The sequence below is a fragment of the Indioceanicola profundi genome, from assembly GCF_003568845.1.
Lineage (GTDB): Bacteria > Pseudomonadota > Alphaproteobacteria > Azospirillales > Azospirillaceae > Indioceanicola > Indioceanicola profundi.
In genome coordinates this window covers 162,498-188,516 of the sequence record NZ_CP030126.1, presented here as the reverse complement: position 1 = coordinate 188,516, position 26,019 = coordinate 162,498, and the positions used below count along the sequence as shown (strand labels likewise).

The window sequence follows — 26,019 nt, the reverse complement described above, 5'->3', positions numbered from 1 at the left end:
CCCGGCACCACCCTCAATTCCCCGTCATCCCGGCGCAAGCCGGACCCAGGAATCCCGAGGGCGGTGCTTGTGGCCTCTGGGCCCCGGCTTCCGCCGGGGTGACGGAGAGAGGGTGGGGGGGCACCGGAGCGGCGCCCGCTCGACGCGGCCCTCGGGTTTCTTTTAGTCTCCAGGCCAGGGAGAAACGCCTGGAGACAAGAAGAATGAGCCGGATGGACACGCGGGAGATCGCGTACCTGCTGGATGGCATCCTGGATTTGGACGGGTTGCTGGCGAAGCCGCGCTTCCAGCATGTGGACCGCTCCACCGTGGAGCAGATGCTGGACACCGCCGCCAAGCTGGCGGACGAGCTGTTCGCCCCCCACTACCACGCCGCCGACGCCAACGAACCGCGGGTGGAGAATGGCAGGGTCGTGATGCTGCCGGAGGTGAAGCGCGCCGTGGACGCCTTCGCCGAGGCCGGCTTCCTGGCCGCCCACCACGATGAGGAGCGGGGCGGCCTGCAGCTTCCCTGGACCATCGTCCAGGCCTGCTTCACCTATTTCCAGGCGGCGAACATCGCAACCTCCGCCTATCCCTTCCTGACCATCGGGGCCGCCAACCTGATCGAGGCGTTCGGCAGCGAGGAGCAGAAGGCCCGCTATCTGGCCCACATGCTAACCGGCCGCTTCTTCGGCACCATGGCGCTGTCGGAGCCGCAGGCGGGATCGAGCCTGGCCGACATCCGCACCACTGCCACCCCGAACCCGGACGGCAGCTATTCCATCACCGGCACCAAGCAGTGGATCAGCGGCGGCGAGCATGAGCTGTCGGAGAACATCGTCCACATGGTGCTGGCCAAGATCAAGGGCGCGCCGGCCGGGGTGAAGGGCATCAGCCTGTTCATCGTGCCCCGCTTCCGGGTCGGCGAGGATGGCGGGCTTGGTCAGGACAACGACGTCCGGCTGGTCAGCCTGCTGCACAAGATGGGCTATCGCGGCACCACCAGCACCATCCTGTCCTTCGGCGAGGAAGGGCGCTGCCAGGGCTTCCTGGTGGGCAAGGAGCATCACGGCCTGGCCTACATGTTCCATATGATGAACGAGGCCCGGATCGGCGTCGGGCTGGGGGCGGCCGCGCTGGGCTATGCCGGCTACCGCTACTCCGCCGAATACGCCCGCACCCGGCCGCAGGGCCGCCTGCCGGAGGCGAAGGACCCCACGGCCCCCATGGTGCCGATCATCGAGCACTCCGATGTGCGCCGCATGCTGCTCCAGCAGAAGGCGGCAAGCGAGGGCGCCCTCGCCCTCTGCCTCGCCTGCGCCCGGCTGGTGGATGAGCAGCGCACGGCGGAGAGTGCGGAGCGGCGGGAGGAGGTCGGGCTGCTGCTAGACATCCTGACGCCCATCGCCAAATCCTGGCCGTCGGAGCACTGCCTGGAGGCCAACAAATGGGCCATCCAGATTCTGGGCGGCTATGGCTATACCCGCGACTATCCGGTGGAGCAGTACTACCGCGACAACCGCCTGAACCCGATCCATGAGGGCACCTACGGCATCCAGGCCGCCGACCTGCTGGGCCGCAAGGTGTTCATGAAGGAGGGGGCCGCCCTGGCCCTGTTGGCGCGGGAGATGCAGGCCGCTATCGCCCAGGCGAGAGAGGCCGGCGGAAGCAACGCCGCCCTGCTGGCCGGCTTCGCGGACGCGCTGGCAAAGGCGCTCGGCACTGTGGATGCCACCACCCGCGCCGTCGCCAAGGCCCGCATGGAAGGCCGGGTGGCGGAGAGCCTGTCCAACGCCGTGGCCTATCTGGAGATGTTCGGCCACACGGTCATGGCCTGGATCTGGTTGAAGCTGGCCCTGACCTCCGCGGCACAGATCGCGGAGGGGCGCGGGGATGCCGCCTTCCACCAGGGCAAGCTGGCCGCCGCCCGCTACTTCTACGCCTGGGAACTGCCGAAGATCGAGGCCCAGGCTGCCCTGGTCGCCAGCATGGACCGCACCACGCTGGAAACCGATCCGGACTGGCTCTGAGGCGGCCGTAAGGGGACGGGCGCTGCTTCAGACGAAGAAGCGCCCGACCTCGTAGCTGCTTTCAGTCCCGACCGAATCGTACCGCTGCTCCAGCCATCTGGCGGCGCAGTCCCGGCCCAGATCGCGCAGCTCGGTCAGGAAGCCCCAGTCGGCGTTGAGCTTGGAGGAGACGCCGAGGCGGGCCATGCGCTCCTCCGCCTCGATCCGGTGCAGGTGGACGGGCTTCATCCCGGCCTCCTCCGCCGTCAGCCGCCCTTCCGCGATCAGGCGGTTGATCAGCTCCACCGACCGCAGCTCCCGCAGATAGCTGGAGCTGAAGCTGATCTCGTTGACCCGGTCCACGATGGCGGTCGGGGTGGTGGGCACGCTGGGCCGCTCCACCGGCGTCACCTGCACCACCAGTATGTCCCGCGCCGTGCAGTCATGGATCAGCGGGTAGATGGTGGGATTACCCATATAGCCGCCGTCCCAGTAATGCTCCCCGTCGATCTGCACCGCCTGGAACAGGAAGGGCAGGCAGGCGCTGGCCAGCAGGCAGTCGGAGGACAGCTCCGCCCCGGTGAAGACCTTGAGCTTCCCCTGGGTGACGTTGGTGGCGCAGACATAGAGCCGGATGCCGGTGGCCTTGCGCAGCACATCGAAATCGATCAGCCCGCAGAGCACGTCCTGCAAGGGGTTCAGCCCCAGCGGGTTGAACTGGTACGGGCTCATCATCCGGATCATCAGGTCGAAGCCGGCATAGACCGGGTGGCAGTCCAGATGCGGGTCGCCGGTCAGTCCGGACAGCCAGGAGGGCGACATCGGCCCGAAGGCATTGGCCTTGGCCAGCCGCCGCCAGAGCCGGTGCAGCAGCTCCCGCGCCGTTTCCCGCCCGCCGGTCAGCAGCCCGTAGGACAGCAGCGCGCCGTTGACGGCTCCGGCGCTGGTGCCGCTGATCCCCTCCACGCCCAGTCGCCCGTCCTCCAGCAGCTTGTCCAGCACGCCCCAGGTGAAGGCGCCATGGCTGCCCCCGCCCTGGAGCGCCAGATTGACCGTTTTGGTGAGCGGGGGCCGGGTGCCGGCCTTGCGGCGGCCGGGCTTGGACCTGCTGCCGGCCCCGTCGGGGCCCGGCATGTCGGATTCTGTCACGATATCTCCTGTCGGGACTGGCTCAGCGGGCCGTCCAGCCGCCATCCACCGGCAGGGAGGCGCCGGTGATGTTCGCCGCCGCGTCGCTGCACAGGAACACCGTCAGCTCCCCCAACTGTTCCGGCGTGGTGAAGCGCTTGGTGGGCTGCTTCTCCTCCAGCAGCTTCACCTCCGCTTCCGGGATGGACAGGCCTTCCCGCGCGGCCAACGCATCGATCTGCTTCTGCACCAGCGGGGTCAGCACCCAGCCGGGGCAGATGGCGTTGCAGGTGATCGGCCCCTCGGCGCATTCCAGCGCCACCACCTTGGTCAGGCCGACGACGCCGTGCTTGGCCGCCACATAGGCCGACTTGTTGGCGCTGGCCACCAGCCCGTGGGCGGAGGCGATGTTGACGATGCGGCCCCAGTCCTTGGCCTGCATCAGCGGCAGGGCGTAATGGGTGCCGTAGAACACCGCCGACAGGTTGATGGCGATCACCTGTTCCCACTTGGCGGGCGGGAAGTCCACCACCGACGCCGTGTGCTGGATGCCGGCATTGTTGACCAGGATGTCCACGCTGCCCAGCCCCTCGGCGGTCTGCTGGATCATGGCCTCGATCTGCTCGGGCTTGGACATGTCGGCGCTGCTGTGGAAGGTGCGGACACCGAACCCGGTCTCGATCTCCCGCCGGATCGCCTCGATCTCCGACGCGTCGCCGAAGCCGTTCAGCATGACATCCGCACCGGCGCGGGCGAGCGAGCGGGCGATGCCCAGCCCGATGCCGCTGGTGGACCCAGTGACGATGGCGGCTTTGCCTTTGAGCATGGCAGGGCTGGTCATGACGGCTCCTCCGGCTGGTGGTGTTCCGCCACATGCATAGCCCAAGCCCGCCCGCCGATCCAGATCAAGAACCTGAACCGTCCTTCAACTTGTCCAGGATGCCCTTGATGAAGAGGTCCCGGTCGGTGCCCGGCGGAGGCTCGTCCGGCTGTTCCTGCTGCTGCGCCAGGGGTTGCTGCGCCAGTGGTTGCTCCTCCACTGCGGGCATATCGGCGGCGGGAGGTCTGGCGGCAGGGGCAGGCGGCCCGGACAGGCCGTCGGACGTCTCCTCCCGGATGATCAAGGGCGGCGGCGGGACGAAGGCGGCCCGCGCCGCTGCCCAGGCCAGCAGGTCGTCCGCCTGCATCCGCCGCTCCGGCGCGGTGATCGGGCCGGACAAGGCGACGGTCAGGGCCGGGGCGGCAGGCGGTGCGGCGGGATCGATCCCCAGCTCCGCCTCCAGCATTCCGTCGCCAAGGTTCAGGCGGCCGGTCAGAGTCAGCTCGCCGGCCGGCGACTCGGCGGTCAGCCCCTTGGTCGCCAGCCCCCCGTCCTCAAGGGATACCGGCCCTTCCACCCTGGCGACCGGCGTACGGCCGCCGGAGATGGCGGATTTCAGCAGCGCCTCCGCCGGCTCCCTCCCCTTCACCTCCCCCAGCTCCGTCGCCAGCCGTTGCAGGTCCAGCCCGGTCAGCACCGTGTCGCGCAGGGTGAACCGGCCGGCCCCGGCCAGGCCCCGCAGGATCGTCTCCAGGTCGGCGCCCTTTCCCTCCCCCTCGAAATCCAGGTCGAAGCGCCCGCCGGACAGGCCGACGCCCTTGCCCGCCTCCCCGCCTTCCGGCCATTCGGCATTGGCAAGCTTCAGGCGAAGGGATGCGGCGGCGGGCGGCGGGCCGCTCCCCTCCGCCGCGCGCTCCTGCTTCAGCCGGCCTTCCAGCTCCAGCTCCCCGCCCCGCCACAGGCCGGAGAGGTTATGGATGTCGAGGCTGCCGTCCCTGACAGCCATGGCCAGCGAAGCCTTCTCCAGGTCGGCCTGCGGAAGGGTCAGCCGCTCCGCCCCGAGCTCCAGGGCCAAGGCGAGGTTTTCCGTCCAGGACAGGTCGATGCCGGTATCCGTCCGTCCCAATGCCGGCAGGAACATGGCCGGCTCCAGCGGGCCGGTGGTGAGGCGGGCGGTCAGGGATGGCTGGTCGCCGGTGCGGTCCAGCGCGGCCTCACCCGATACGGTCGTCGGCCCCACCGTGCCCATGATGGAGCGGGCGGAGAGATCGTCCGCCGGCCCCGACAGCTCGGCATACAGATCCATGCCGCCGAGCCGCGGAGTGCCGGGCTGCCATTCGGGCCGGGCAAGGCGGACCACATCCACCAGTTCCGGGAAGGTGCCTCGGAGTTTGAGATCGGCTTCGGGCTTACCATCCAGCCCGCGCAACTCGCCGCCGGCCTGCACGGTGCCGTCCAGGAAACCGGCATTCACTTCCAGCGCCATGCGGGCGGCATCGCCCACCATGCGTCCGTTCAGCGTGACCGCCCCCAGCCGCTCCGGCGGAACGGGCGGGGTCAGTTCCAGGGCGCGGAACAGGGGGGCCAGCGTTTCCGCCTGGGCCGTCACCATCAAGGTGGAGGTCTTCAGCGGGAACAGCCCGCCGACCCGGCCGCTGATCCGGCCGGACATCCCGGCAGCGGACTTGGCCGACAATTCCCGCAGTTCGATCACGCCCTGCGCCAGAGTGCCGGACAGGGCGAGCCCCTCCACGGGAATTCCGCCGAGACGGAGATGGCCGATCCCAGCCTCAAGATTCAGGTCGACGTCCTGCGCCCATTCCGCAATCCGCCCGGCGGGCGGCAACTGGTCGCCGAGATAGGCGTCCAGGTCCAGCCGGTCGGCATCCAGCCTCAGCCCGATGCCGGGCCTGCCCATGCCGTTGTAGGACAGCGCACCGGTGAGCTTGGTGGTATCCAGCTCCGCTTCCACGTCTGAAAGGCGAAGGTCTTGGGGATGGCCCTGGACACGGGCCTTGAGGCGCGCGTGGCGCAGCCATTCCAGCGGTACGTTCGCCACGTCCAGCCCGGCCCAGGCCAGGGTGTCCCGCAGGGTTTCCGTCTCGGCTGACAGGGCAAGGTCGAAGTCGGGCCGACCCGCACTGCCCGCGATTGCGCCGTCCAGGCTGACCGCGGTGCCGCCGGGCAGTGTTGCAGCCGCCCGCTCCAGCGTCAGCGTGCCCTCCTCCAGCCGCCCGACGAGGCTGGCGTCCCGTAGGGCGCCGCCGCGCAGGATCACGGCATCCGCCAGCAGGTCCAGATCGAAGCGGGCCGCCGTCGGCAAAGCCGGAAGCTCCCCCCCGGTCCAGGCGTCCAGGTCAAGCTGGGTGAAGGACAGCACCAGGCTGCCCGGCCGGTCCGCCGCCTGCAGCGGGATTTCGGCGCTGCCGACCGCGCGGCTGTCGCCGACCGACGCCTCGATCCCGTCCAGTGCCAGCAGGGCCGGTTGCCAGTCCAGGCGGGCCCGCAACGTGAAGGGCTGGTCGCCGGCCGGAATAGCGGCATCCGGATCAGCCTGTCCCGCCACAGTGCGCACAGCCGCGATCATGGGGGAAAGCCGATTTCCTTGCGCCTGGATTTCCCCTTCCAGGCCGGGCTGGCCGTCATGGTCCAGCATGCCGGAGAAGCGGGCGGCGGCCCCGTCCGGCAGGCCGAGCACGAGGCGTAGCGGAAGCGCCTGCCCCGCAGCCATGCGCCCGCTGGTGACGTCGAGCGAGAGGGGCTGACCGCGCAGCGCGAAGCTGCCGTTGAAGTGGTAGGGGCCGTCCGCCCCGCCGGCATCCGCAGTGCCCGTCACCTCGTCCGCCGTGAACTGCCGCGGCGAGACCCCACGGCGGTCCACCAGGGTCAGGGTTCCTTTCCGCACGTCCAGCCGGTCGATGCGTAGATTGCCGCCCAACGCGCCCGGATCGATGGGCATCAGCATATCGCCGCCGGGCAGCAACTCCACCCGCATCCGCGGCTCAACCAGCGACAGCTTTTCCACCTGCACTTCGCCGCGCAGCAATGCCCAGGGACGGACGGAGAGGTCCACCGCCCGGATTTCGGCCAGCGGAGCGGCATCCCCGTCCTGCGCGCCGTCCGGGCGCAGGCTGACGCCGCTGGCCGAAAGGACGGGTTTCGGCAGCAGGGCGAGGTCAAGATCGCCCGCAATCGCGACGGACCGGCCGGTAGCCAACTCCAACGCGGTCGCGACCTCGTCCCTGTACTGGTTCCAGTCGATGAAGTTCGGGGCGGCCAGCAGGGCGCCCGCCCCCAGCAGGATGACCGCGCCGCCCCCGATCAGAACCTTTTTCACCTGCGCCAATCCAATATCCAGGAGTTCCACTGCTCCAGCCGGAGCATAGCGCCGCCGCAGCTCCCTTTGAACCGGCTGGTTGCGGAGTTCCGGCTTTTGCAGGTCCGCCCGCTTCGGCTAAGCTGTCATGCCATCAGCCCAGCGGGAGTGAGCCATGGGAGACGTCGTCAACCTGAACCGGTTCCGCAAGCAGAAGGAGCGGGAGGAAAAGTCCCGCCAAGCCGCCATCAACCGCGTCAAACATGGCGCTACCAAGGCGGAGCGGCAGCGGCAGGACGTAACCCGCGCCAAGACGCTGCGCGACGTGGACGGACACCGCCTGGAACGGTCCGACCGGACCGACCCGGAGAACGGTCCAGGAAGCGCCTGACGGCACCGGCCGCCCGTGCGCAGGATTGCGGCGGCATCAGGCATATGACATATACTTGAAGTAGTATGTGCAATATGCCGAAAGGGCCAGCATGTCCGCCTCTCAGCCTGCGCAGATATTCCCGTCGCTCGCCGACTACCTGCCTGCCGCCGCGACGTCCATGACGGCGCTTGCGGCGCAGATCGCGGACGCGCTGAAAGCCGCGCCGCAGAACACCGTCTATTCCTACTGCACGCAGGGCGGCGCGCCCTATGTGGCGGCGACCGGCAGGCCGGCCTGGGTGGGCGGGAACATGGGGCCGGCCGGTCCCTATACCCGCACCGACTGTTCCGGCTGGGTCAGCTATCTGCTGGGCATGGTGCTGCCGCAGGCCTATGAGGCCGTGGCCGGCTTCCGCGCCCAGCATTTCCCCACGGACCCCTGCCCCTGGCCGCGGGCCTACATCTACTACCGCTATGGCGCCGTGGGCGGGCCGGCGTTCCAGCAGGTGGCCATCGGGGATCTCCAGCCCGGCGACATCGTCGCCTATGCCCTGGGCGGCTATGCCAGCGCCACCAGCTTCCAGCCCGAGAAGGGCGACACCGGCCATATCATGCTGGTGGTCGGCACCCCGGTCCGCATGGACCTGTCCAAGAACCGGGCGGCCGGCCTTACGGGCAGCGAGGCCTGGCTGGTGCCGGTCTGCGACAGCTCCTCCGTCCCGCATCTGAGCATGGGGGACTTCACCGACAGCCGGGACTACGAGGCCGCGACCGAGTGCCCGCCCTGCGGGATCACGAACCCGGACCATCCCGGCGGCGTCGGCTATGGCTGGCTCGGGATCGCGGGCAGCAACGGCGTCTTCGACCAGTTCTGCTTCGATCCCGGCAGCCCGCATTTCAACTGGAACACGGTCACGGGCGATACCACCCGGAACAACCAGCCGGCCCTGATCGGGCTGCGCCCCACGCCGGGCTTCGCCGGCTGATTCCGGTCAGCGGGGCCGGTTGACGTGGCCCATCTTGCGGCCGGGGCGGCCCTCGCCCTTGCCGTAGAGATGCAGCTTCGCCCCTGGCTCCGCCAGCAGGACCGGCCACTGGTCGACATCGTCGCCGATCAGGTTGGTCATGCTGCAGGGGCAGGTCGCGCCCGTCGGCCCCAGCGGCAGGCCGCAGATGGCGCGCACGAACTGCTCGAACTGGCTGGTCTGGCAGAAATCCTGGGTCCAGTGGCCGGAATTGTGCGGGCGGGGCGCCATCTCGTTGACCAGCACCCGCCCGTCCGGCGTCACGAACATCTCCACCGCCAGCAGCCCGACAACGCCCAGCGCCTCCGCCAGCGCCGTGGCGATGCGCCCGGCCTCCGCCGCCGTTTCCGGCGGGATGGCGGCGGGGGCGATGGTCACGTCCAGGATGCCGTTCCGGTGCCGGTTCTCCACGGCCGGATAGGCCGCCATCTCCCCATCCGCGCGGCGGGCGACGATGACGGAGATTTCCAGATCGAAGGCGACCCAGCCTTCCAGGATGCCCTCGTCCGCCCCCATCTCCGCCCAGGCGTCGGGGAGGCTGGTATCGGCCTTGATGCGGACCTGGCCCTTGCCGTCATAGCCCATGCGGGTGGATTTCAGCACAGACGGCGCGCCGATCTCCGCCACGGCATCGGCCAGCTCCGCCGCGCCGCGCACCGCCCGGAACGGGGCCGTGCCGATGCCGAGGCTGTTGGCGAAGCTCTTCTCCCGCAGCCGGTCCTGCGCCACGGCGAGGACGGAGGCGGCGGGATATGTGGGCACGCGCGCCGCAAGGAAATCCACCGTGGCGGTGGGCACGTTCTCCCACTCCAGCGTCACCACATCCACCGCGGCCGCGAAGCGGGCCAGGGCGTCGCGGTCGTGCCAGTCGGCCTTCGTCCGCGCCGCGGCCACCTGGGCGCAGGGGCTGTCCGGTCCTTCCGGCGAGAAGACATGGAGCTTGTAGCCGAGATTGGCCGCGGCCAGCGCCGTCATGCGGCCGAGCTGGCCGGCCCCCAGCATGCCGATGGTGGAGCCGGGCGGAAGGGGCGTCACGTCTGCAATCCTCATATCGTCGCGGCGGGCGGCGTCAGCCCTGCTGTTCGTCCACGGGGAATTCGGCCACCTTCTCGGTCTGCCGGTTCCGCCAAGACGTCAACGCCGCATCCAACCGGGAGTCGCCCAGCGCCAGCACGGAGGCGGCGAGCAGCCCCGCATTGGTCGCCCCGGCCTTGCCGATGGCCAGCGTGCCGACCGGCACGCCGCCCGGCATCTGGACGATGGAATAGAGGCTGTCCAGCCCCTTCATGGTGCGGCTTTCCACCGGCACGCCGAAGACCGGCAGGGTGGTCATGGCGGCCGCCATGCCGGGCAGATGGGCGGCCCCGCCGGCCCCGGCGACGATCACCTTAATGCCGCGGCCCTTGGCGGTGGTGGCGTAGTCGTACAGCCGCTGCGGCGTGCGGTGGGCGGAGACGACGCGCGCCTCGTACGGAACGCCCAGCTCCTCCAGCACATCGGCCGCGTGCTTCATGGTGGGCCAGTCGGACTGGCTGCCCATGATGATGCCCACCAGCGGGGCGGCGGCGCTGTTGTCGGCGGCCATGGAACGGCTCCCTTAAAACAGACCAGCGCCGAAGCGGTCAGGCTCGGCGCGGGAAAGCGGGGATTATAGGAATCGGCGGCGCTGGCGCAAGGGCGCGGAAAGCGGAGCCGTCAGGCGATGATGTCGGGCAGCAGCTCACTCTCGATCCGGGCAATCATGTCCTTCAGCAGAAGCTTGCGCTTCTTCAGCCGCTGGATCTGAAGCTGGTCGATAGGCGCCTGTTCGGTCAGGTGCGCGATCACATCGTCAAGGTCGCGGTGCTCCGTACGGAGGGTCGCGAGCTTTTCCTTCAGCGCCTGTTGTCCCGTCATCGTCACTATGTCGCCGGTACAGAATTCGGATGGTTCTTTACCACAGGTCGGGCGCCGGTTGCGCCCTTCATTTTTGCGCGGGCGACCGGCGGCACGGTTGCGGCCCGCCCCGATTTTCCCCCATTCTTCCGTACATTGCACCATTTCCAACATGAGAGCGACGGACGGTCGGCCATGGCAGGTGAGAAGCGTATCGGTATCTTGACCAGCGGCGGCGACTGCGCCGGGCTGAACGCGGTGATCCGCGCCGCCGTGCACCGGGCCACCCATTACGGCTGGCAGGTGCTGGGGATCGAGGACGGGACGCAGGGGCTGCTGACCCGGCCGGTGCGCTACTGGAACCTGGACCTGAACGCGGTCGACGGGAACATGATGCGCCAGGGCGGCACGATCCTGGGCACCACCAACAAGGGCGACCCCTTCGCCTATCCCATGGCGGACGGCAGCCGGAAGGACCGCTCGGCCGAGATCATCGGCGGCCTGCGGGAGCTGGGGGTGGAGGCGCTGATCGGCATCGGCGGCGACGGCTCCATGGCCATCCTGCGCAAGCTGGCCCAGTTGGGCGATATCAAGCTGATCGGCATCCCCAAGACCATCGACAACGATCTGGGCATCACGGAATCCAGCGTCGGCTACGACACCGCGGTGGCAGTGGCGACGGAGGCGCTGGACCGGTTGCAGCCCACCGCGGCCAGCCATGACCGCGTCATGGTGCTGGAGGTGATGGGCCGCGACGCCGGGCACATCGCCATCGCCGCCGGCATCGCCGGCGGGGCCGACGTGATCCTGATCCCCGAGATCCAGTGGTCCATCGAGGGGATCGCGAAGAAAATCCGCCGGGTGCAGGAGGGCGGGCGCAACTTCGCCATGATCGTGGTGTCGGAGGCGGTGAAGACGGCGGAGGGTACGATCCCCCAGCGGGAATTCTCCGACGGGCAGAAGCGCCACGGCGGCATCGGCAACTATATCGGCCACCTGATCGCCGAGGCGACGGGGGCGGAGACGCGCGTGACCGTGCTGGGCCATGTGCAGCGCGGCTGCCCGCCCAGCTACCGCGACCGGCTGCTGGCCAGCGCCTTCGGCGTCAAGGCCGTGGACCTGATCGCGGAGGGCAGGTCCGACCGCATCCTGGCCTGGAGCAACCGCCAGATCATCGACGTGCCGATCGAGGAGGCCATCGCCACCTATGCCAGCGTGGATGTGGACGGCACCCTGGTGCAGACCGCCCGCGGCCTCGGCATCTATCTCGGCGATTTCAACTGACGGGGCATCGCGTGAGCGACCTCTGGAGCTGGTCCCTGCGGGTCTATGGCCGGCCCGGCGTGGCGGCGGCCTGCCTGGAGGCGCAGGACCGGCACGGGGCGGATGTCAACCTGCTGCTCTGGGCCGCCTGGACCGGGGCGGAGCACGGGCATCTTCTCACGGCCGGGGAGGTCGCGGCCGCGCGCGAAGCCGTTGTCGGCTGGCATCGTGAGGTGGTCGTGCCGCTGCGCGAGGTCCGCCGTAGGCTGAAGACCGGTCCCGTCCCCGCTCCGGACGCCGACACGGAGGCGCTGCGCACCCGTATCAAGGCGACGGAGCTGGAGGCGGAGCGGATCGAGCAGGCGGTACTGGCATCGCACCCGGCCCTGCCGCAGCATGGCGCCGATCCGGCGGCGGCATTGGCCGCGAACCTGCGCATGCTGCTGGGACCGGAGCCGGCGGAGCCGCTGATCCGGTCCCTCACATCCTAGGGCAGACGGCGATCCGGCGGCCTTGCCTGCCCGGGGGAGGATGCCCGCGAAAGGAAGGCGGACGGGCCGGCATGGCCCGCGCATCATCCGTTACAAACCGGTTACCTACAGCCTCTTCACGGTGCGTTAGCCCATGCTACGCTCCCGCCGCCGCTGTCGGGCGGCGGAGAATGACTGACCAGGGGAAGAATCAACCATGCGAGGCTATTTGACATGCAGCGGGCTGGCCGCGCTGACCATGGCGCTGCTGGCCGGAACGGCCATGGCGTCGGATACGGCGCCGGCCCAGGTCGCCCAGGCGCCTGCCGCAGCCGGCAAGGCGGCCCAGCCGCCAGCACCCGGCCTGCCGGTGCTGGATGAGGGCGTCAGCCCGTGCGACAACTTCTTCATGCATGCCTGCGGCCCCTGGATCGCCGCCCACCCCATCCCCGAGGACCAGTCCCGCTGGGGCAGCTTCAACCTGCTGTCCGAGAGCAATCAGGCCCTCCTGCGCACTGTGCTTGAGAAGGCGGCCGCGAATCCGTCGGGCGATACCGCCAAGATCGGCACCTTCTACGCCGCCTGCATGGATGAGGCCGGGATCGAGAAGAAGGGGCTCACCCCGATCCAGCCGATTCTGGACCGGATCAACGGCCTGAAGGACAAGAAGGAGCTGGCCACGCTGGTGGCCGACCTGCAGAAGCATGGCGTCGGCGCATTCTTCCGCTTCGGGTCGGAGCAGGACCTGAAGGACGTCACCCAGGTGATCGCCGCCTTCGACCAGGGCGGGCTCGGGCTGCCGGATCGCGACTTCTACTTCAAGGATGACGAGAAGGCGAAGTCCCAGCGCGAGGCCTATCGCGCCCACATCACCCGCATGTTCACCCTGGCCGGGCTGAGCGAGGCGGAAGCGGCGAAGCAGGCCGAAGCCGTGTTCCGCGTGGAGACCAGCCTGGCCGAAGCGTCCATGGACCGGGTGTCCCGCCGCGATCCGGAGAAGGTCTACAACCCCACCACCATCAAGGAATTCTCCATCCCCGGCTTCGATCTCGCCTCCTATGTGCAGACGATCGGCGCGCCAGAGCTGGACAAGCTGAACATCGGCAGCCCGGCCTTCTTCGAGCAGCTCGGCACCGTGCTGAACGAGAGCTCGCTGGACGACCTCAAGGCCTATCTCACCTGGCACACGCTGAGCGATGCGGCTCCCTGGCTGCCGGACGCGTTCGTCCAGGAGAACTTCGCCTTCTACGGCCGCACCCTGTCCGGCGCGCAGGAGCTGCGCCCCCGCTGGAAGCGTTGCGTCAGCGCCACCGATCAGGCGCTGGGCGAGGATCTGGGCAAGCACTTCGTGGAAGCGGCCTTCGGCCCCGACCAGAAGGACCGCACGCTCCAGATGGTGGAAGACATCCAGGAAGCCTTCAACGCCAATCTCGCCACGCTGCAATGGATGTCGCCGGAAACGCAGGAGCGTGCCCGGACCAAGCTGAAGGCCATGGCCAACAAGATCGGCTATCCGGAGGAGTGGCGCGACTATTCCAAGCTGGAGGTCAAGGCCGGCGACATGATGGGCAATGCGATGCGGGCCAGCGCCTTCGAAACCGAGCGCGACCTGGACAAGATCGGCAAGCCCGTCGATGAGGACGAGTGGTTCATGAGCCCGCCCACGGTGAACGCCTACTACTCGCCGACTTTCAACGACATCAACTTCCCGGCCGGCATCCTGCAGCCGCCCTTCTTCGATCCCAAGGCGGACCCGGCCTATAATTACGGGGCCATCGGCAGCGTCATCGGCCATGAGATCACGCACGGCTTCGACGACCAGGGCCGCAAGTTCGACGCCGACGGCAATCTGACCGACTGGTGGACCGAGGCGGACGCGGAACGCTTCACGGAGCGGACCCAGTGCCTGGTGGACCAGTACAGCAACTATGTGGCCGAAGGCGACGTGAAGCTGAACGGAAAGCTGTCCCTGGGCGAGAACACCGCCGACCATGGCGGCACCCGCATCGCCCTACAGGCTCTGCGCCAGCGGCTGGGCGAGAAGGGTATGGCCGAGAAGATCGGCGGGCTGACGGCGGACCAGCGCTTCTTCTACGGCTGGGCCCATGTCTGGTGCTCCGCCTACCGGCCCGAGGCGCGGCGGCTGCAGGCGATGACCGGCCCGCACTCCCTGCCGGAGTACCGGGTCAACGGTGTCGTCTCCAACTCCGCCGACTTCGCCAAGGCCTTCAACTGCAAGCCCGGCGACGCCATGGTGCGGGAGACCCAGTGCAAGGTCTGGTGATCCGGTGCGGGACGGCCCGAAGCCGTCCCGCCACCCCGGCCGGACAGAGAAAGGGCGGGAGCTTGCGGCTCCCGCCCTTTTCATATGTCGAAGGCCGGACCGGTTACTGTTCGGCGCGGTCCTCGACCTCCTCACCGGCATCTTCCAACTGCTCGCCGGCATCCTCGACCGCGTTGTCCACGGCCTCGCCGGTCTGCTCTGCCGGACCCTGCTCCTCGCAGGCGGCCAGAACCAGGGGGGCGCCGAGCAGGCTGAAGCCAAGCAGGGCATTACGCAGCATGGGGCTCTTCATTTGACTGATCCTCCGTTGTAGGGGCCGGACCGCTGGGAACGATCTCCCCGGTCGTGCCTGTGATTATTGCGGCTGCCGCTCTTCGGCCTGCTCGGCAGCATCTTCCATACGGTCGGCCTCAGCCTCGGCGGCCTCAGCCTGCTCCTCGAGCTGACCGTCGCGATAGGTATAGGTGGAGACATTTTCACCGCCTGCGGTGGCGGTGTCGGCAGTGCTGGCGGCAGGCTCGTCCGCCCGCATCTCCTCAACGCCGTTCTCGGCGTCATTGCTGGCGTCTTCAGCGGCCTCCTCGATGCTATCGGCCGCATTCTCCGCGCTGTCCTCAATGGCCTGGCCCGCATTCTCCAGGCCCTGCTCCGCATTCTCGAGGCCGTTCTCGGTGGCCGCGCCGATGGACGCGCCGGTCTGCTCGGCCTCGCGCTCCATCGTCGTGGTCTCCTCGCCCATGGAGAATTCCGCATCGTTGTCGCCGCACGCGGCCAGCGCCAGCGGGGCAGCCGTCAGCAGTACAACAGCCGAAAGGCGGCGAAGGCTCGGGAAGCTGGTCATGTCGTACTCGTTCGCTGTTTCAGATAGAGACCGCAATCAGCGGTCTTTCCCATAGCGAACGGTCAGACTTACACTGGTGTTCCGGAAGTCTCTTCTAGGTCACAGCCCATATCCTGGCCGTCTCGTCGAATTGGTCAGCACTCGACTTTTTCCGGAGGCGGTTCCCCCCAGCGGCGGACTTTCCCCGTTTCTATGCCGAACAGGTCCAGAACCCGGCCGACAGTATGGTTTACCAGATCATCGACACTGGCTGGATTGGCATACATGGCGGGGACCGGCGGATAGACGATGGCGCCCATTTCCGTAACGGCGGCCATGTTCCGGATGTGGCCCAGATGCAGCGGCGTCTCCCGCACCATCAGCACCAGCCGCCGGCGTTCCTTCAGCGTCACGTCGGCGGCCCTGGTCAGCAGGGTGCTGGTGACCCCCGTCGCGATTTCGCCCAGCGTGCGGACGGAGCAAGGGGCGACCACCATGCCCATGGTCTTGAAGGAACCGCTGGATATGGCCGCCCCGATATCCTGAACCTGGTACACGACATCCGCCAACGCACGCACGTCCGCGACCTTGAGCCTTGTCTCATGCGCAAGGGTCACCTCGGCAGACCTGCTCATAACGAGGTGGGTTTCAATGGCGTGTGGGCGTAACATCTCCAGCATGCGAATGCCGTAGATCACGCCGGATGCGCCGCTGATGCCGATGATGAGGCGGGGTGTCTGGGACATAAGGGTGAGATAGCGCGCCACGCGCCGCCCGTCCACAATCCGGATCGCACCCGGCCCACCGCGGGCCTGGGACCTTGATGTGCGTCCCGCTGCTTTAAAATAAAATTGCTCTAAACTGGACTTTTCAGCAGGAAAATGTCTCTGCCGGGTTGTAACCGCCATTCGCCGGTGTAAATTACGGAGATGGCCGGCGGCCGCCGGTCAGGACCTAGCCGACGGAGGTAACTAATGTCGCTTGTGGACCGTCTGGAATCCCTTCGGACCAAGCATCAGAACCTCGATCAAGCGGTGCAGATGGAATACCGACGCCCGCTTCCGGATACGGTCACACTGAAAAGATTGAAGTTAGAAAAGCTGAGGGTGAAGGAGGAGATGGACCGCATCGGCAGGGCATGACCCCCGCCTGAGCGCACTCCCCGAACGGAAACGGCGCGCCCCCAGGGCGCGCCGTTTTCTCATTGGACCGGTCTTCGACCAGCCTCTTCCGGGAGAAAGGAGGCATCCGCCCCCTTACTCCTCCGTCTCCTCGTCGTCCGCCGCGAAGCGCTCGGCCTCCGCCTCGGCGGTGACCAGCTCGGAGCCCTGCGGGGCCGGGGGGCGGTTCTTGCGGGCCTTTTCCAGGGCGGCATCCAGTTCCCGCTGGCTGCAGAGGCCGAGCAGGACAGGATTGCCCGGCTTGATGTTCTGGGCGTTCCAGTGGGTGCGGTCGCGCACGGCGCTGATGGTCGGCTTGGTGGTGCCGATCAGCTTGCAGATCTGCGCGTCCGACAGCTCCGGATAGGACTTCAGGATGTAGGCGATGGCATCGGGCTTGTCGCCGCGCTTGGTGACCGGCGTATAGCGCGGGCCCTTGGAGCGGGCGACCGGCTGCGGCAGATCCTGCTCCCGCTTCACCAGCTTGGCGTCCGGATTGGCCTCGACGCGCTTGATCTCTTCCCAGGTCAGCTCGCCGCCGGCCACAGGGTCGCGCCCGACCATACCGACCGCGACCTCTCCATCAGCGATGGCCTGCACCTCAAGCTCGTGCATGCCGCAGAACTCGGCGATCTGCTCGAAGGACAGACCGGTGTTCTCGACCAGCCAGACGGCAGTGGCCTTCGGCATCAGGGGCAGTGCCATGCTTCCTCCTCGACGTCTTTTCCGGGCCCGAGGGCCGGTGATCAGGCAATAACCGTCCGTGGCGCGGGATGGGGCCCCACGCAGCCAGCCGGACGGTGTCACGCATATTTCAGCTATAGCGTTACACCACGGGAACCGCCATGCCTTTTTGATGGTGCAAGCGGTTGCCCGTATTGAAAACAGCGCTGCCCCCGAACCCTCCCGGCGAAGCCGGCAGGGCGCAGCCGCCATCCTCCAAAGGGGTGGCCTGCCGCATTCCCGTTAGCAGACCCTTCATGGTCCCGGCTGAAATTGGGTGGCACTGCCAGCAAGCGGAAGGCCGCCGTGACGCCCGAAGACCAGCGTAGACACTATAAGCAGTCCTTGCCCCAGGCGATGCTCAGCCAGCGCCACACTGCAGCCTGCCGGGTCCTCCCCACGCGGGAGATCATGCTGGACCACATGCCAAAAGGCGCCACAGTGGCCGAGATCGGCGTCGCCTTCGGCGACTTCTCCGCCGAAATCCTGGCCCGCTGCTCCGTCGAGACCCTTTATCTGATCGATCTGTGGGAAGGGGAGCGCTACCAAAAGGGGCTTCAAGCCGTCATGGCGAAATTCGGCGACGCCCTGTTTTCCGGCAATCTCAAGATCAAGCGGGGGCTTTCCACCGATGCCCTCGCACGTTTTCCCGACGCGACGTTCGACTGGGTCTATATCGATACCGACCACAGCTATCACACGACGGCGGCCGAGCTGGCGCTGTGCCGCACAAAGGTCAAGCCGGGAGGACTGATCGCCGGACACGATTTCTGCACTGGAAACGTCGTCGCGCCGGTGCCCTATGGCGTGATCGAAGCCGTCAACGAGTTCTGCATCGATCACGACTGGCGATATGTGTTCCTGACGCTTGAAACCGGCGGCCATTTCAGCTTCTGCCTGGAAGCGATCCCGCGGGAGTGAAGTGATCCCGCGGGACCGGAGCCTCAGCAGGTCAGGATGATCTTGCCGATGTGGCCGCTGCTCTCCATCAGCGCATGCGCCTCCGCCGCCTGCTCCAGCGGGAAGGTCGCATGCACATGCGGCTTCACCTGCCCGGCGGCCAGCAGCGGCCAGACCTTTTCCCGCAACTCGACCGCGATGGCGCCCTTCTGCGCCACCGACCGCGCCCGGAGGGTGGAGCCGGTGAGGGTCAGCCGCTTCATCATGACCGGAGCCATGTTGACGGTCACCTTCGGCCCGTTCAGGAAGGCGATGGAGACGTGCCTGCCCTCCACGGCCAGCGCATCGATGTTGCGGGGGATGTAGTCGCCGCCAACCATGTCCAGGATCAGGTCGACGCCCCGGCCGCCCGTCATTTCCCTTGTCACCGCGACAAAATCCTCCGCCCGGTAGTCGATGCCGCGGTCGGCCCCGAACCGCTCGCAGGCCTTCGTCTTGTCCGGCCCGCCGGCGGTGGCCAGCACATTGGCCCCGAAAGCCTTGGCGAGCTGGATCGCCGTGGTGCCGATGCCGCTGGTGCCGCCATGGACCAGGAACCACTCGCCGGCGGTGAGCCGGCCGCGCTGGAATACATTAGTCCACACGGTGAAGAAGGTTTCCGGCAGTCCCGCCGCCTCCTCCATGCTCAACGCCGCGGGAACGGGCAGGCACTGGGCGGCTGGGGCGACGCAGTATTCGGCATAGCCGCCGCCGGACACCAGGGCACAGACCCCGTCGCCCAGCGCCCAGCCCTCCGCTCCCGGACCCACTGCGGCGACGGTCCCTGCCACTTCCAGCCCCGGCAGGTCGCTGGCGCCCGGCGGCGGCGGGTATCCCCCCTTGCGCTGAAGCACGTCGGGACGGTTGATCCCGGCGGCGGCGACCTTGATCAGCACCTCGCCCTCGCCGGGCTGCGGCACCGGCCGCCGGGCAGGAACCAGCACCTCCGGCCCGCCGGGCTCCCGGATTTCCACCACCCGCATGCTGTCCGGTATCGTGGTCATGGGCGCTGCTCCTCCGCCGTGGTCGTTCTTTGGATGTCTTGCGGGTGTAAGCCGGCTTCCCCATCATGTCCAGCCACGGCCCCAACCACGCCCTCAACCACGGAGGTCCCGCCATGGCCATCGATCTGGACGAGCTGATGCCGCGCAAGGCGCCGAACGCGCCCAAGGATCTGAAGCCGATGTCCATCGGCGAGCTTCAGACCTACATCACGGAGCTGGAGGCGGAGATCGCCCGCGCCCGGGCGGAAATCCAGGCCAAGGAGGCCGTGCGCGCCGGGGCGGAGGCGTTCTTCAAGCGCTGATCCGCCCTTCCCCCTGTCACTGCCCCGGCGCTGGCCCGGCCGGCATTGCCGCCATGCCCGCCGGGTGTGGCAATCCCGGCCGTAATGGCTCATATAGCTGGGCAGTGCCGGGCGTTCAGAGAGCCCGGCGTGCAGACCTGACCGGAAGAAGCGCAATGACCGCCACGCCCCCGTCTCCCTCCCCCCGCCTGCCCATCTCCGTGCTCACGGGGTTCCTCGGCAGCGGCAAGACCACCCTGCTGAACCGCCTGATCCGCGATCCGGGCATGGCCCGCACCGCCGTGGTGATCAACGAGTTCGGCGAGGTCGGGCTGGACCATCTGCTGGTCGAGAAGGCGGACGAGAACACCGTGCTGATGGACAGCGGCTGCCTCTGCTGCACCATCCGGTCCGACCTGGCGGACACGTTGCGGGACCTCTACATGCGCCGGATGCGGGGCGAGGTTCCCGAGTTCGACCGGGTGGTGATCGAGACCACGGGCCTGGCCGACCCGGCGCCGATCCTGCACACGCTGATGACCGACCCGCTGATCTCCTCCCGCTTCCGGCTGGACGGGGTGGTGACCACCATCGACGCCGTGCACGGCATGGGCCAGCTCGACGCCCATGAGGAGAATCTGAAGCAGGCGGCCGTGGCCGACCGGCTGGTCTTCACCAAGACCGACATCGCCGAGCCGGGCAAGCTGGACGCGCTGAAGGCGCGCATGCGGGCCATCAATCCGGGCGCGGTCCATGTGGATGCGCATACGCCGGAGGCGCTGCCTGTCCTGCTGTTCGAGGCCGGCCTGTACAACCCCGCCACCAAGTCGCTGGACGCCCAGCGCTGGCTGAAGGCGGAGGCCTATGAGGGCGGCGGGCACGACCACCACCACCATGATCACGGTCACGATCACGGCCATCACCATCACGGTCATGACCATCATCACGATCACGACCATGCCCATTGCGACCACGACCATGGACACTGCGATCATGACCATCACCACGGTCATGATCACGACCACCACCACGACATCAACCGCCACAACGACGCCATCCGGTCCTTCGTCCTGACGCGGGAGAAGCCGGTGGAGTGGGAGAAACTGGCCGGCTTCTTCGAAACGGTGGCCCAGGCGCAGGGGCCGAACCTGCTACGGGTGAAGGGCCTGCTGAATGTGAAGGAGACGGACCGGCCCATCGTCATTCATGGCGTCCAGCACCTGTTCCACCCGCCGGTGCAGCTCGAATCCTGGCCGACGGACGATCACCGGACCCGGATCGTCTTCATCGTCAAGGATTTGACCCGGGACCAGATCCAGACGCTGTTCGACGCCAGCATCGGCGCCTGATCCGCCGCGCGGGGCGTATACGAATGAAAACGGGCGGCCCGAGGGATCGGGCCGCCCGCTTGCGTTCCGGCAGTGCGGATTACTGGTCGCGCATGCCGACCATGTTCTCGCCGAGCTGCTCCCGGTTGAACTCGGGCATGGCCTCGATCTGCTCCTTGGTAAGATTCACTGCCACGGTGCCCTGGCCCGGATCGTAATTGGCCTCCTCCCACGGGATCATGACTTCGCGCTGGCCGATGCCGAGGAAGCCGCCGACCTGGACGATCATTCCCTGGATATCGCCGCTGGTGCGGTCGATCAGCAGGTCGCCGATGTCGCCGATCTCACTTCCGTTGGGGCCCGTCACGGACTGACCGATCAGGTTCTCGGCCTGTGCTACGCCGACGCTGCCGTCTTTCTCGGTCGCAGTCGCGGCCGCGGTTTCAGCCGGATCGGACGTGATGGCGTTGCGGTCGGTGGACCCGCCCTGGTCGCGGCTTCCGACCTCGCTCTCCGGCGGCATGCCGGCGGCGCCGACGGCAGCGGCGGATTCCTCAGCCGTACCCTCGATGGCGTTCGCGTCCGGGGCGGCGCCGTCCGGGGTGGAGTCGCTCTGCTGCGGCGGCGTGCTGGCCTCGCGTTCCGTAGCCATCTCACCCTCGCCCATCAGCTCCTGCTGGCCCTGGGCATCACGCTGCGGGTCGGCGCCTGCCTCACCCTCCTGGATGACGGTCACCTCGGGCTTGCCGGTCTGCTGGACGTCCACTTCCGGCTTCGCGGTCTGTATGTCGACCTCCGGCTTCGGCTGGCTGACACTGACCTCCGGATCGGGCTGGGTCACGGTCACGTCCGGAGCCGGCTGCTGCACCGTCACATCGGGCGCGGGCTGCTGCACGGTGACCTGTGCCGGATCGGCGCCGCCCGCGGCGGGCTGCTGCGCCGGCTGCTGGGCATAGGCGGCATTGGTGCCAAGCACGAGCGCGACGGCCGTGCCCAGCCAGAGAGAGTTCCGCATCGGGATGCTCCGTCCATCAGGGTTGATTTGCAGGGGGATTTCGTCGTGGGCGCTCCCACCGTCCCCCTCCAACCGGGCCGCGGCGGAGGGGTTCCACGGATGCTCCGCGGATCGGGGGAACGCCGTGTCCGGTCGATCAGCCCTGCGGCTGCGGCTGACCTGTGGACGGAGGATTTCCGCCCGCCGGCGGAGGATTGCCCTGTGCCGGCTTGTTCTGCGGGGGATTGCCCTGCGGGTTCGGCGGCTGGCCGACCTCGGGCGGAATCTGCACGCCCTGGACGTTGTTTTCGCGCAGCTCCTCCGCCACCGCCTCCGGCACGTCCGGCAGCGGCACGGGGTCCTGCTGGCCCTGGGGGGCCGGCATGGGCTGGGGTTGGCCACCGGTCTCAGCGCCTGAACCGGACTGCATCTCCGCCGTCATCCCCGTATCGGCGGGCTGGGAAATCTGGCCGGGCTGCGCCTCGGTGCGGTTCAGGTGGGCCAGGGGATCTTCGGGCTCCTGCGGGGAGGCGGGCTGCCGCTGCATCTCCTCCGCGAAATCCTGGGCGGGGACGTCGGCCGGCCCCCGCTCGTTGAGCTGGGCCGCAGGCGCGCCGCCCTGCGGCACGATATCGACATCGCCGACGCCGTCCATCTCATCCGTGTCGGTGTCCTGGACCTCCAGCTCCTGCCTCGCGGCATTCCCCGGAGCCTCGACGGCGCCGGGCTGCTCGATCCGCTCGCTGTCCGCTGGCCGGCTTTCCTGGGCGATGGCGGTCTGGGCCGCCAGGGCCAGGGCCATGGCGGGGATCAAAGCAAGGCTGCGGCGCATTCCGGTCCTCCAGAGTGGTTGGGGCGATCGGGTGATATCCACCCTTCCGCTTCCCAACCGTCCGATCCGGCGCGCGTTCCGTGAAGTTCGGGGTCAGGCCACCGGGCGCATGGTGCACAAGGCGTCCTGACGCCAGCGCATCATGTCGATGCTGGCCCCCTCGCGCGCGGCAAAGACGCCGTTCCACTGGGCCTGCGCCTCCCGCTCGATGGCCGCCATGCGGGCGTCATCATGGTCGGGATCATGGTGGAACAGGCAGAGCGAGCCGGCACCGGCCGCACGGGCCAGCCGGATGCCCTCGTCCGGGGTGGAATGGCCCCAGCCGCGACGTTCGGCGAACTGCGCCTCCGTATAGCAGGCATCGTAGGCCACCAGATCCGCCCCCTCAATCAGGGACAGGATGTTCTTGTCCGGCTCACCCGGCACATGTTCCGTGTCGGTGACGTAGCAGAAGGTCTTGCCGCCATATTCGATGCGGTAGCCGATGGCGCCGCCGGGATGGTTCAGCGGAGCCGTGCGCACCACCAGCCCCGGCGCCAGATCCAGCCGGTCGCCGGCCGTCAGGTTCTCGAAGCTGAGATCGGCGCGCATGGTCTTCAGCGGCACGGGGAAAAGCGGGCTTTCCATGCAGTCGGACAGCACCTCGCCGATGCAGTCGCAACCCTTCAGATCGCGTGCGATGACATTCATGCTGAAATCGGGCCGGTAGCCCGGCTCGAAGAAGGGGAAGCCGTTCACATGGTCCCAGTGGGCATGGGTCATCAGCAGCGTGGCGCGGTTGACGCCATCGCACAGGAACCGCTTGCCCAGGCCGCGCAGGCCCGTGCCGGCATCCAGCACCAGGACATTGTCCCCGGCGCGGATCTCGACGCAGCTCGTATTGCCGCCATAACCGAGATGAGAGGAATAGGCACAGGGGAACGTGCCGCGCACACCCCAGAACGTGACCGTAAAGTCCATCACAGCCCCTTGGACCCGGGCCGGAGCCCAGGCCGCGTCCAACGCTCCGGCAGGGCAGAGTACCCCGTCCGGTATGCCGGACGTTACCGCGCTGTAACAGAGCTTGGAAGTGATCTTGCGCACATGGTTGTCACCGCAGCCTCAAAAAGAGACCGGACGGCGGGGGTGTATCCGAGCGGACACAGATGGGCGACCGTGCCGCTTCACCGCCCAACCAGACGGTCGTCCAGCCGCTCGTCCTCCAGCCCCGCCGGCTCCTGGTGGATGGTGAGTTCGGAGACGGGGTAGGCCTGGCGGAGGATCTGCTCGATCTCGTCCGTGATGTCGTGCGCCTCGGTCAGGGTCAGGTGACTGTCGAGTTCGAGATGGAACTCGATATGCTGGCCGAGACCGGTGGAGCGGGTGCGGAGGTCGTGCAGGCCGCGGCTCTGCGGGTGGGCGAGGACGAGCTGGGCGATGCGGTCGCGGTCGCCATCCGCCAGCTCCCGGTCCATCAACACGCCCATGGCGGAGTTCAGGATGCGGCTGGCCGACCAGATCAGGAAGGCGGAGATGCCCAGCGCGAAGATCGGGTCCCAGTAGGGCGAGCCGGTATAGGCGGTGAGCGCCAGCGCCGCGATCACCGCCATGTTCATGAACAGGTCGCCGCTGTAATGCAGGCTGTCGGCATCGATCGCGATGGAGCCGGTGCGGCGGATCACCCAGCGCTGGAACAGGATCAGCCCGGCCGTCAGCACGATGGCGAAGACCATGACCGCGATGCCGATCAGCGACTGTTCCACCTGTGTCGGCGAGATCAGGCGGCTGATCGCCTCATAGCCCAGGAACACGGCGGAGCCAGTGACGAAGGCCGCCTGGGCCAGCGCCGCCAGGGGTTCCGCCTTGCCATGGCCGAAGCGGTGGCTCTGGTCCGGCGGCCGCAAGGCGCGGGAAACGCCGAACAGGGTCACCACGGAGGCCAGGGCGTCCACGCTGCTGTCGATCAGGGAGGACAGGATCGCCACGGATTGCGTGGCGAGATATGTGCCCAGCTTCACGACGATCAGGGTCAGCGCCACGGTGACGCTGGCATAGGTCGCCCGGCGACGCCACTTGGCGGCCGGGTCCTCCCGTCCACTGTCCTGTACGCTCATCCGATCACATTCCGCCTGCCAGAAGTCGGCGGCACCATACCCCTAGCCCCGCTTCAGGGGTAGAGGCGACCGACGGACCAGCCGTCATCCTGCCGGGAGAAGGTGATGCGGTCGTGCAGACGGAACTCCCGGTCCTGCCAGAATTCCAGATAGTCCGGAACGATGCGGTAGCCCGACCAGTGCGGCGGGCGGGGCACCTCCCGCCCGGCATACATGGCTTCCGTCTGCGACACCCGGTTCTCCAGCGTGGAGCGGCTGTCCAGCGGCTGCGACTGGAGCGAGGCCCAGGCTCCGATCCGGCTGCCGCGCGGACGACTGGCGAAATAGGCGTCCGCCTCCGCATCGGTCACCCGCTCCACCTCGCCCTCGACCCGGACCTGCCGCCGCAGCGACTTCCAGTGGAAGCAGAGCGCCGCCACCGGCCGGGCGCCGAGCTGGACGCCCTTGCGGCTGAGGGTGTTGGTGTAGAAGACGAAGCCGGTATCATCCAGACCCTTCAGCAGAACCACCCGCGCGCTGGGCCTGCCGCCCTCGCCGACCGTGGCCAGTGTCATGGCATTGGGATCGTTCAGCTCCGCGCCTTCCGCATCCTTGAGCCACGTCCTGAACAGGAGGAACGGATCGCGGATCGAGTTGAGCGCTGCGGTGTCGGACCCCATATTTGCCTCAGTCATCTTGTGATCCGCGTCATAGTTGCGCCGAAATCCATGCCGAGAATAGGCGACAGTAAGGGTTTGTCCATGCTTGCGGCCGCATGGCTGACAGTGCTCCAGGCAAATTCGTGCCGCCGACCGCAACATGGCCGGCACTCAGAAAGGTAGAAGAGAATGATCCGCAAGTTCCTCATCGCCGTGCTGGCCGTGAGCTTCCTGGCAGGCTGCACCTCCGCTGGCGGACAGAAGCAGAATACCGGCGCCGTCCTGGGCGGTCTGGCCGGCGGTCTGGCCGGTTCGGAAATCGGCGGCGGCAGCGGTCGCCTCTGGGCCACCGGCGCCGGCGTTCTGCTGGGCGCGCTGATCGGGTCCGAGATCGGCGCCTCGCTGGACCGTGCCGACCAGTTGGCGCTGGAGCGCAACACCCAGCGCGCCTATACGGCCCCCATCGGCCAGCCCATCGTCTGGGACAACCCGAACAACGGCAACCGCGTCGTGGTCACCCCCACAAGGCAGGGCCAGAATCAGGCCACCGGCAGCTACTGCCGTGAGTTCCAGCAGATGATCACTGTCGGCGGCCGCACCGAGGAGGCCTATGGCACGGCCTGCCAGCAGCCCGACGGCAGCTGGAAGATCGTGAGCTGACCA

At 68.0% G+C, this 26,019-nt stretch carries 27 protein-coding genes; 11 read left to right on the top strand and 16 right to left on the bottom strand.

The features are described from left to right. Nucleotides 1-203: 203 nt before the first annotated feature. Nucleotides 204-2,012 (top strand): acyl-CoA dehydrogenase, encoded by a 1,809-nt coding sequence (locus DOL89_RS00920; RefSeq protein WP_119677460.1) that lies wholly within the window; start codon nucleotides 204-206, stop codon nucleotides 2,010-2,012. Nucleotides 2,013-2,039: 27 nt separating this feature from the next. Here DOL89_RS00920 and DOL89_RS00915 read toward each other — a convergent pair whose 3' ends face one another. The 3 genes from DOL89_RS00915 to DOL89_RS00905 form a co-directional block, all read right to left on the bottom strand. After that, entirely contained in the window at nucleotides 2,040-3,140 is a 1,101-nt protein-coding gene (locus tag DOL89_RS00915; protein ID WP_225889843.1) for a patatin-like phospholipase family protein, read from the bottom strand. A gap of 22 nt (nucleotides 3,141-3,162) precedes the next feature. Continuing rightward, entirely contained in the window at nucleotides 3,163-3,945 is a 783-nt protein-coding gene (locus DOL89_RS00910) for a 3-hydroxybutyrate dehydrogenase (RefSeq protein WP_119680153.1), read from the bottom strand. Between the two features lie 79 nt (nucleotides 3,946-4,024). After that, nucleotides 4,025-7,276, bottom strand: a complete 3,252-nt coding sequence (locus DOL89_RS00905) for an AsmA family protein (protein WP_162937254.1) — start codon at nucleotides 7,274-7,276, stop codon at nucleotides 4,025-4,027. 154 nt (nucleotides 7,277-7,430) lie between these two features. On the opposite strand from DOL89_RS00905, the gene DOL89_RS00900 reads away from it, so the two are divergent. Continuing rightward, nucleotides 7,431-7,646, top strand: a complete 216-nt coding sequence (locus DOL89_RS00900) for a DUF4169 family protein (RefSeq protein ID WP_119677457.1) — start codon at nucleotides 7,431-7,433, stop codon at nucleotides 7,644-7,646. Between the two features lie 91 nt (nucleotides 7,647-7,737). Then, entirely contained in the window at nucleotides 7,738-8,613 is an 876-nt protein-coding gene (locus DOL89_RS00895) for a hypothetical protein (RefSeq protein WP_119677456.1), read from the top strand. Between the two features lie 6 nt (nucleotides 8,614-8,619). Here the strand turns inward: DOL89_RS00895 and DOL89_RS00890 are convergent, their stop codons facing one another. The 3 genes from DOL89_RS00890 to DOL89_RS00880 all read right to left on the bottom strand — a co-directional run bounded on the left by DOL89_RS00890 (nucleotide 8,620) and on the right by DOL89_RS00880 (nucleotide 10,548). Next, complete coding sequence (locus tag DOL89_RS00890; RefSeq protein WP_119677455.1) at nucleotides 8,620-9,702, bottom strand: 5-(carboxyamino)imidazole ribonucleotide synthase; 1,083 nt, start codon at nucleotides 9,700-9,702, stop codon at nucleotides 8,620-8,622. Nucleotides 9,703-9,721: 19 nt separating this feature from the next. Then, nucleotides 9,722-10,237 carry a 5-(carboxyamino)imidazole ribonucleotide mutase gene (gene purE, locus DOL89_RS00885; RefSeq protein ID WP_119677454.1) on the bottom strand — a complete coding sequence of 172 codons (516 nt, stop codon included), beginning with the start codon at nucleotides 10,235-10,237 and terminating at the stop codon, nucleotides 9,722-9,724. 110 nt (nucleotides 10,238-10,347) lie between these two features. Then, on the bottom strand, nucleotides 10,348-10,548 hold the full coding sequence (locus DOL89_RS00880) for a YdcH family protein (RefSeq protein ID WP_119677453.1): 201 nt from the start codon (nucleotides 10,546-10,548) through the stop codon (nucleotides 10,348-10,350). 174 nt (nucleotides 10,549-10,722) lie between these two features. On the opposite strand from DOL89_RS00880, the gene DOL89_RS00875 reads away from it, so the two are divergent. The 3 genes from DOL89_RS00875 (at nucleotide 10,723) to DOL89_RS00865 (ending at nucleotide 14,544) form a co-directional block, all read left to right on the top strand. After that, nucleotides 10,723-11,811: an ATP-dependent 6-phosphofructokinase gene (locus DOL89_RS00875; RefSeq protein WP_119677452.1), complete on the top strand. Its 1,089-nt coding sequence runs from the start codon at nucleotides 10,723-10,725 to the stop codon at nucleotides 11,809-11,811. A gap of 11 nt (nucleotides 11,812-11,822) precedes the next feature. Continuing rightward, complete coding sequence (locus DOL89_RS00870) at nucleotides 11,823-12,281, top strand: TIGR02444 family protein (RefSeq protein ID WP_119677451.1); 459 nt, start codon at nucleotides 11,823-11,825, stop codon at nucleotides 12,279-12,281. A 196-nt stretch (nucleotides 12,282-12,477) separates the two neighbouring features. After that, complete coding sequence (locus tag DOL89_RS00865) at nucleotides 12,478-14,544, top strand: M13 family metallopeptidase (RefSeq protein WP_119677450.1); 2,067 nt, start codon at nucleotides 12,478-12,480, stop codon at nucleotides 14,542-14,544. Nucleotides 14,545-14,647: 103 nt separating this feature from the next. On the opposite strand, the gene DOL89_RS00860 is transcribed toward DOL89_RS00865, so the two are convergent. The 3 genes from DOL89_RS00860 to DOL89_RS00850 form a co-directional block, all read right to left on the bottom strand. Then, on the bottom strand, nucleotides 14,648-14,836 hold the full coding sequence (locus tag DOL89_RS00860) for a hypothetical protein (protein WP_119677449.1): 189 nt from the start codon (nucleotides 14,834-14,836) through the stop codon (nucleotides 14,648-14,650). Between the two features lie 63 nt (nucleotides 14,837-14,899). After that, nucleotides 14,900-15,385: a hypothetical protein gene (locus DOL89_RS00855; RefSeq protein ID WP_119677448.1), complete on the bottom strand. Its 486-nt coding sequence runs from the start codon at nucleotides 15,383-15,385 to the stop codon at nucleotides 14,900-14,902. A gap of 134 nt (nucleotides 15,386-15,519) precedes the next feature. After that, on the bottom strand, nucleotides 15,520-16,110 hold the full coding sequence (locus DOL89_RS00850) for a UbiX family flavin prenyltransferase (protein WP_119680152.1): 591 nt from the start codon (nucleotides 16,108-16,110) through the stop codon (nucleotides 15,520-15,522). 228 nt (nucleotides 16,111-16,338) lie between these two features. Between DOL89_RS00850 and DOL89_RS00845 the strand changes: the two genes are divergently transcribed. Further along, the gene (locus DOL89_RS00845; protein WP_119677447.1) at nucleotides 16,339-16,506 is read left to right on the top strand and encodes a YdcH family protein; all 168 of its coding nucleotides are present in this window, start codon (nucleotides 16,339-16,341) and stop codon (nucleotides 16,504-16,506) included. A gap of 114 nt (nucleotides 16,507-16,620) precedes the next feature. Here the strand turns inward: DOL89_RS00845 and DOL89_RS00840 are convergent, their stop codons facing one another. Continuing rightward, on the bottom strand, nucleotides 16,621-17,229 hold the full coding sequence (locus DOL89_RS00840; RefSeq protein WP_119677446.1) for a DUF1013 domain-containing protein: 609 nt from the start codon (nucleotides 17,227-17,229) through the stop codon (nucleotides 16,621-16,623). A 324-nt stretch (nucleotides 17,230-17,553) separates the two neighbouring features. Between DOL89_RS00840 and DOL89_RS00835 the strand changes: the two genes are divergently transcribed. Beyond that, nucleotides 17,554-18,168 (top strand): class I SAM-dependent methyltransferase, encoded by a 615-nt coding sequence (locus DOL89_RS00835; protein ID WP_119680151.1) that lies wholly within the window; start codon nucleotides 17,554-17,556, stop codon nucleotides 18,166-18,168. Between the two features lie 23 nt (nucleotides 18,169-18,191). Here DOL89_RS00835 and DOL89_RS00830 read toward each other — a convergent pair whose 3' ends face one another. Beyond that, entirely contained in the window at nucleotides 18,192-19,190 is a 999-nt protein-coding gene (locus tag DOL89_RS00830; RefSeq protein WP_119677445.1) for an NAD(P)H-quinone oxidoreductase, read from the bottom strand. 113 nt (nucleotides 19,191-19,303) lie between these two features. Between DOL89_RS00830 and DOL89_RS00825 the strand changes: the two genes are divergently transcribed. Beyond that, the gene (locus DOL89_RS00825; protein ID WP_318658522.1) at nucleotides 19,304-19,492 is read left to right on the top strand and encodes a DUF1192 domain-containing protein; all 189 of its coding nucleotides are present in this window, start codon (nucleotides 19,304-19,306) and stop codon (nucleotides 19,490-19,492) included. Between the two features lie 155 nt (nucleotides 19,493-19,647). Then, entirely contained in the window at nucleotides 19,648-20,820 is a 1,173-nt protein-coding gene (locus DOL89_RS00820) for a CobW family GTP-binding protein (RefSeq protein ID WP_119677444.1), read from the top strand. Nucleotides 20,821-20,899: 79 nt separating this feature from the next. On the opposite strand, the gene DOL89_RS00815 is transcribed toward DOL89_RS00820, so the two are convergent. The 5 genes from DOL89_RS00815 to pdxH form a co-directional block, all read right to left on the bottom strand. Next, nucleotides 20,900-21,814 (bottom strand): PRC-barrel domain-containing protein, encoded by a 915-nt coding sequence (locus DOL89_RS00815; RefSeq protein ID WP_119677443.1) that lies wholly within the window; start codon nucleotides 21,812-21,814, stop codon nucleotides 20,900-20,902. Between the two features lie 136 nt (nucleotides 21,815-21,950). Next, nucleotides 21,951-22,625, bottom strand: coding sequence for a hypothetical protein (locus tag DOL89_RS00810; RefSeq protein ID WP_119677442.1), 675 nt, complete (start codon nucleotides 22,623-22,625; stop codon nucleotides 21,951-21,953). Between the two features lie 93 nt (nucleotides 22,626-22,718). After that, on the bottom strand, nucleotides 22,719-23,585 hold the full coding sequence (locus DOL89_RS00805) for an MBL fold metallo-hydrolase (RefSeq protein ID WP_119680149.1): 867 nt from the start codon (nucleotides 23,583-23,585) through the stop codon (nucleotides 22,719-22,721). Nucleotides 23,586-23,788: 203 nt separating this feature from the next. Next, entirely contained in the window at nucleotides 23,789-24,718 is a 930-nt protein-coding gene (locus DOL89_RS00800; protein WP_119677441.1) for a cation diffusion facilitator family transporter, read from the bottom strand. A 53-nt stretch (nucleotides 24,719-24,771) separates the two neighbouring features. Beyond that, nucleotides 24,772-25,392: a pyridoxamine 5'-phosphate oxidase gene (gene pdxH / locus DOL89_RS00795; RefSeq protein ID WP_119677440.1), complete on the bottom strand. Its 621-nt coding sequence runs from the start codon at nucleotides 25,390-25,392 to the stop codon at nucleotides 24,772-24,774. 153 nt (nucleotides 25,393-25,545) lie between these two features. Between pdxH and DOL89_RS00790 the strand changes: the two genes are divergently transcribed. Further along, nucleotides 25,546-26,016 (top strand): RT0821/Lpp0805 family surface protein, encoded by a 471-nt coding sequence (locus tag DOL89_RS00790; RefSeq protein WP_205574609.1) that lies wholly within the window; start codon nucleotides 25,546-25,548, stop codon nucleotides 26,014-26,016. Nucleotides 26,017-26,019: the final 3 nt, after the last annotated feature.

Excerpts from the sequence above, each read along its gene's own strand:
- DOL89_RS00920 (WP_119677460.1), top strand. The coding sequence starts at position 204 with ATGAGCCGGATGGACACGCGGGAGATCGCGTACCTGCTGGATGGCATC.
- DOL89_RS00910 (WP_119680153.1), bottom strand. The coding sequence starts at position 3,945 with ATGCTCAAAGGCAAAGCCGCCATCGTCACTGGGTCCACCAGCGGCATC.
- DOL89_RS00900 (WP_119677457.1), top strand. The coding sequence starts at position 7,431 with ATGGGAGACGTCGTCAACCTGAACCGGTTCCGCAAGCAGAAGGAGCGG.
- DOL89_RS00895 (WP_119677456.1), top strand. The coding sequence starts at position 7,738 with ATGTCCGCCTCTCAGCCTGCGCAGATATTCCCGTCGCTCGCCGACTAC.
- DOL89_RS00890 (WP_119677455.1), bottom strand. The coding sequence starts at position 9,702 with ATGAGGATTGCAGACGTGACGCCCCTTCCGCCCGGCTCCACCATCGGC.
- purE (WP_119677454.1), bottom strand. The coding sequence starts at position 10,237 with ATGGCCGCCGACAACAGCGCCGCCGCCCCGCTGGTGGGCATCATCATG.
- DOL89_RS00880 (WP_119677453.1), bottom strand. The coding sequence starts at position 10,548 with ATGACGGGACAACAGGCGCTGAAGGAAAAGCTCGCGACCCTCCGTACG.
- DOL89_RS00875 (WP_119677452.1), top strand. The coding sequence starts at position 10,723 with ATGGCAGGTGAGAAGCGTATCGGTATCTTGACCAGCGGCGGCGACTGC.
- DOL89_RS00865 (WP_119677450.1), top strand. The coding sequence starts at position 12,478 with ATGCGAGGCTATTTGACATGCAGCGGGCTGGCCGCGCTGACCATGGCG.
- DOL89_RS00860 (WP_119677449.1), bottom strand. The coding sequence starts at position 14,836 with ATGAAGAGCCCCATGCTGCGTAATGCCCTGCTTGGCTTCAGCCTGCTC.
- DOL89_RS00855 (WP_119677448.1), bottom strand. The coding sequence starts at position 15,385 with ATGACCAGCTTCCCGAGCCTTCGCCGCCTTTCGGCTGTTGTACTGCTG.
- DOL89_RS00850 (WP_119680152.1), bottom strand. The coding sequence starts at position 16,110 with ATGTCCCAGACACCCCGCCTCATCATCGGCATCAGCGGCGCATCCGGC.
- DOL89_RS00845 (WP_119677447.1), top strand. The coding sequence starts at position 16,339 with ATGTCGCTTGTGGACCGTCTGGAATCCCTTCGGACCAAGCATCAGAAC.
- DOL89_RS00840 (WP_119677446.1), bottom strand. The coding sequence starts at position 17,229 with ATGGCACTGCCCCTGATGCCGAAGGCCACTGCCGTCTGGCTGGTCGAG.
- DOL89_RS00830 (WP_119677445.1), bottom strand. The coding sequence starts at position 19,190 with ATGACCACGATACCGGACAGCATGCGGGTGGTGGAAATCCGGGAGCCC.
- DOL89_RS00825 (WP_318658522.1), top strand. The coding sequence starts at position 19,304 with ATGGCCATCGATCTGGACGAGCTGATGCCGCGCAAGGCGCCGAACGCG.
- DOL89_RS00820 (WP_119677444.1), top strand. The coding sequence starts at position 19,648 with ATGACCGCCACGCCCCCGTCTCCCTCCCCCCGCCTGCCCATCTCCGTG.
- DOL89_RS00815 (WP_119677443.1), bottom strand. The coding sequence starts at position 21,814 with ATGCGGAACTCTCTCTGGCTGGGCACGGCCGTCGCGCTCGTGCTTGGC.
- DOL89_RS00810 (WP_119677442.1), bottom strand. The coding sequence starts at position 22,625 with ATGCGCCGCAGCCTTGCTTTGATCCCCGCCATGGCCCTGGCCCTGGCG.
- DOL89_RS00805 (WP_119680149.1), bottom strand. The coding sequence starts at position 23,585 with ATGGACTTTACGGTCACGTTCTGGGGTGTGCGCGGCACGTTCCCCTGT.
- DOL89_RS00800 (WP_119677441.1), bottom strand. The coding sequence starts at position 24,718 with ATGAGCGTACAGGACAGTGGACGGGAGGACCCGGCCGCCAAGTGGCGT.
- pdxH (WP_119677440.1), bottom strand. The coding sequence starts at position 25,392 with ATGACTGAGGCAAATATGGGGTCCGACACCGCAGCGCTCAACTCGATC.
- DOL89_RS00790 (WP_205574609.1), top strand. The coding sequence starts at position 25,546 with ATGATCCGCAAGTTCCTCATCGCCGTGCTGGCCGTGAGCTTCCTGGCA.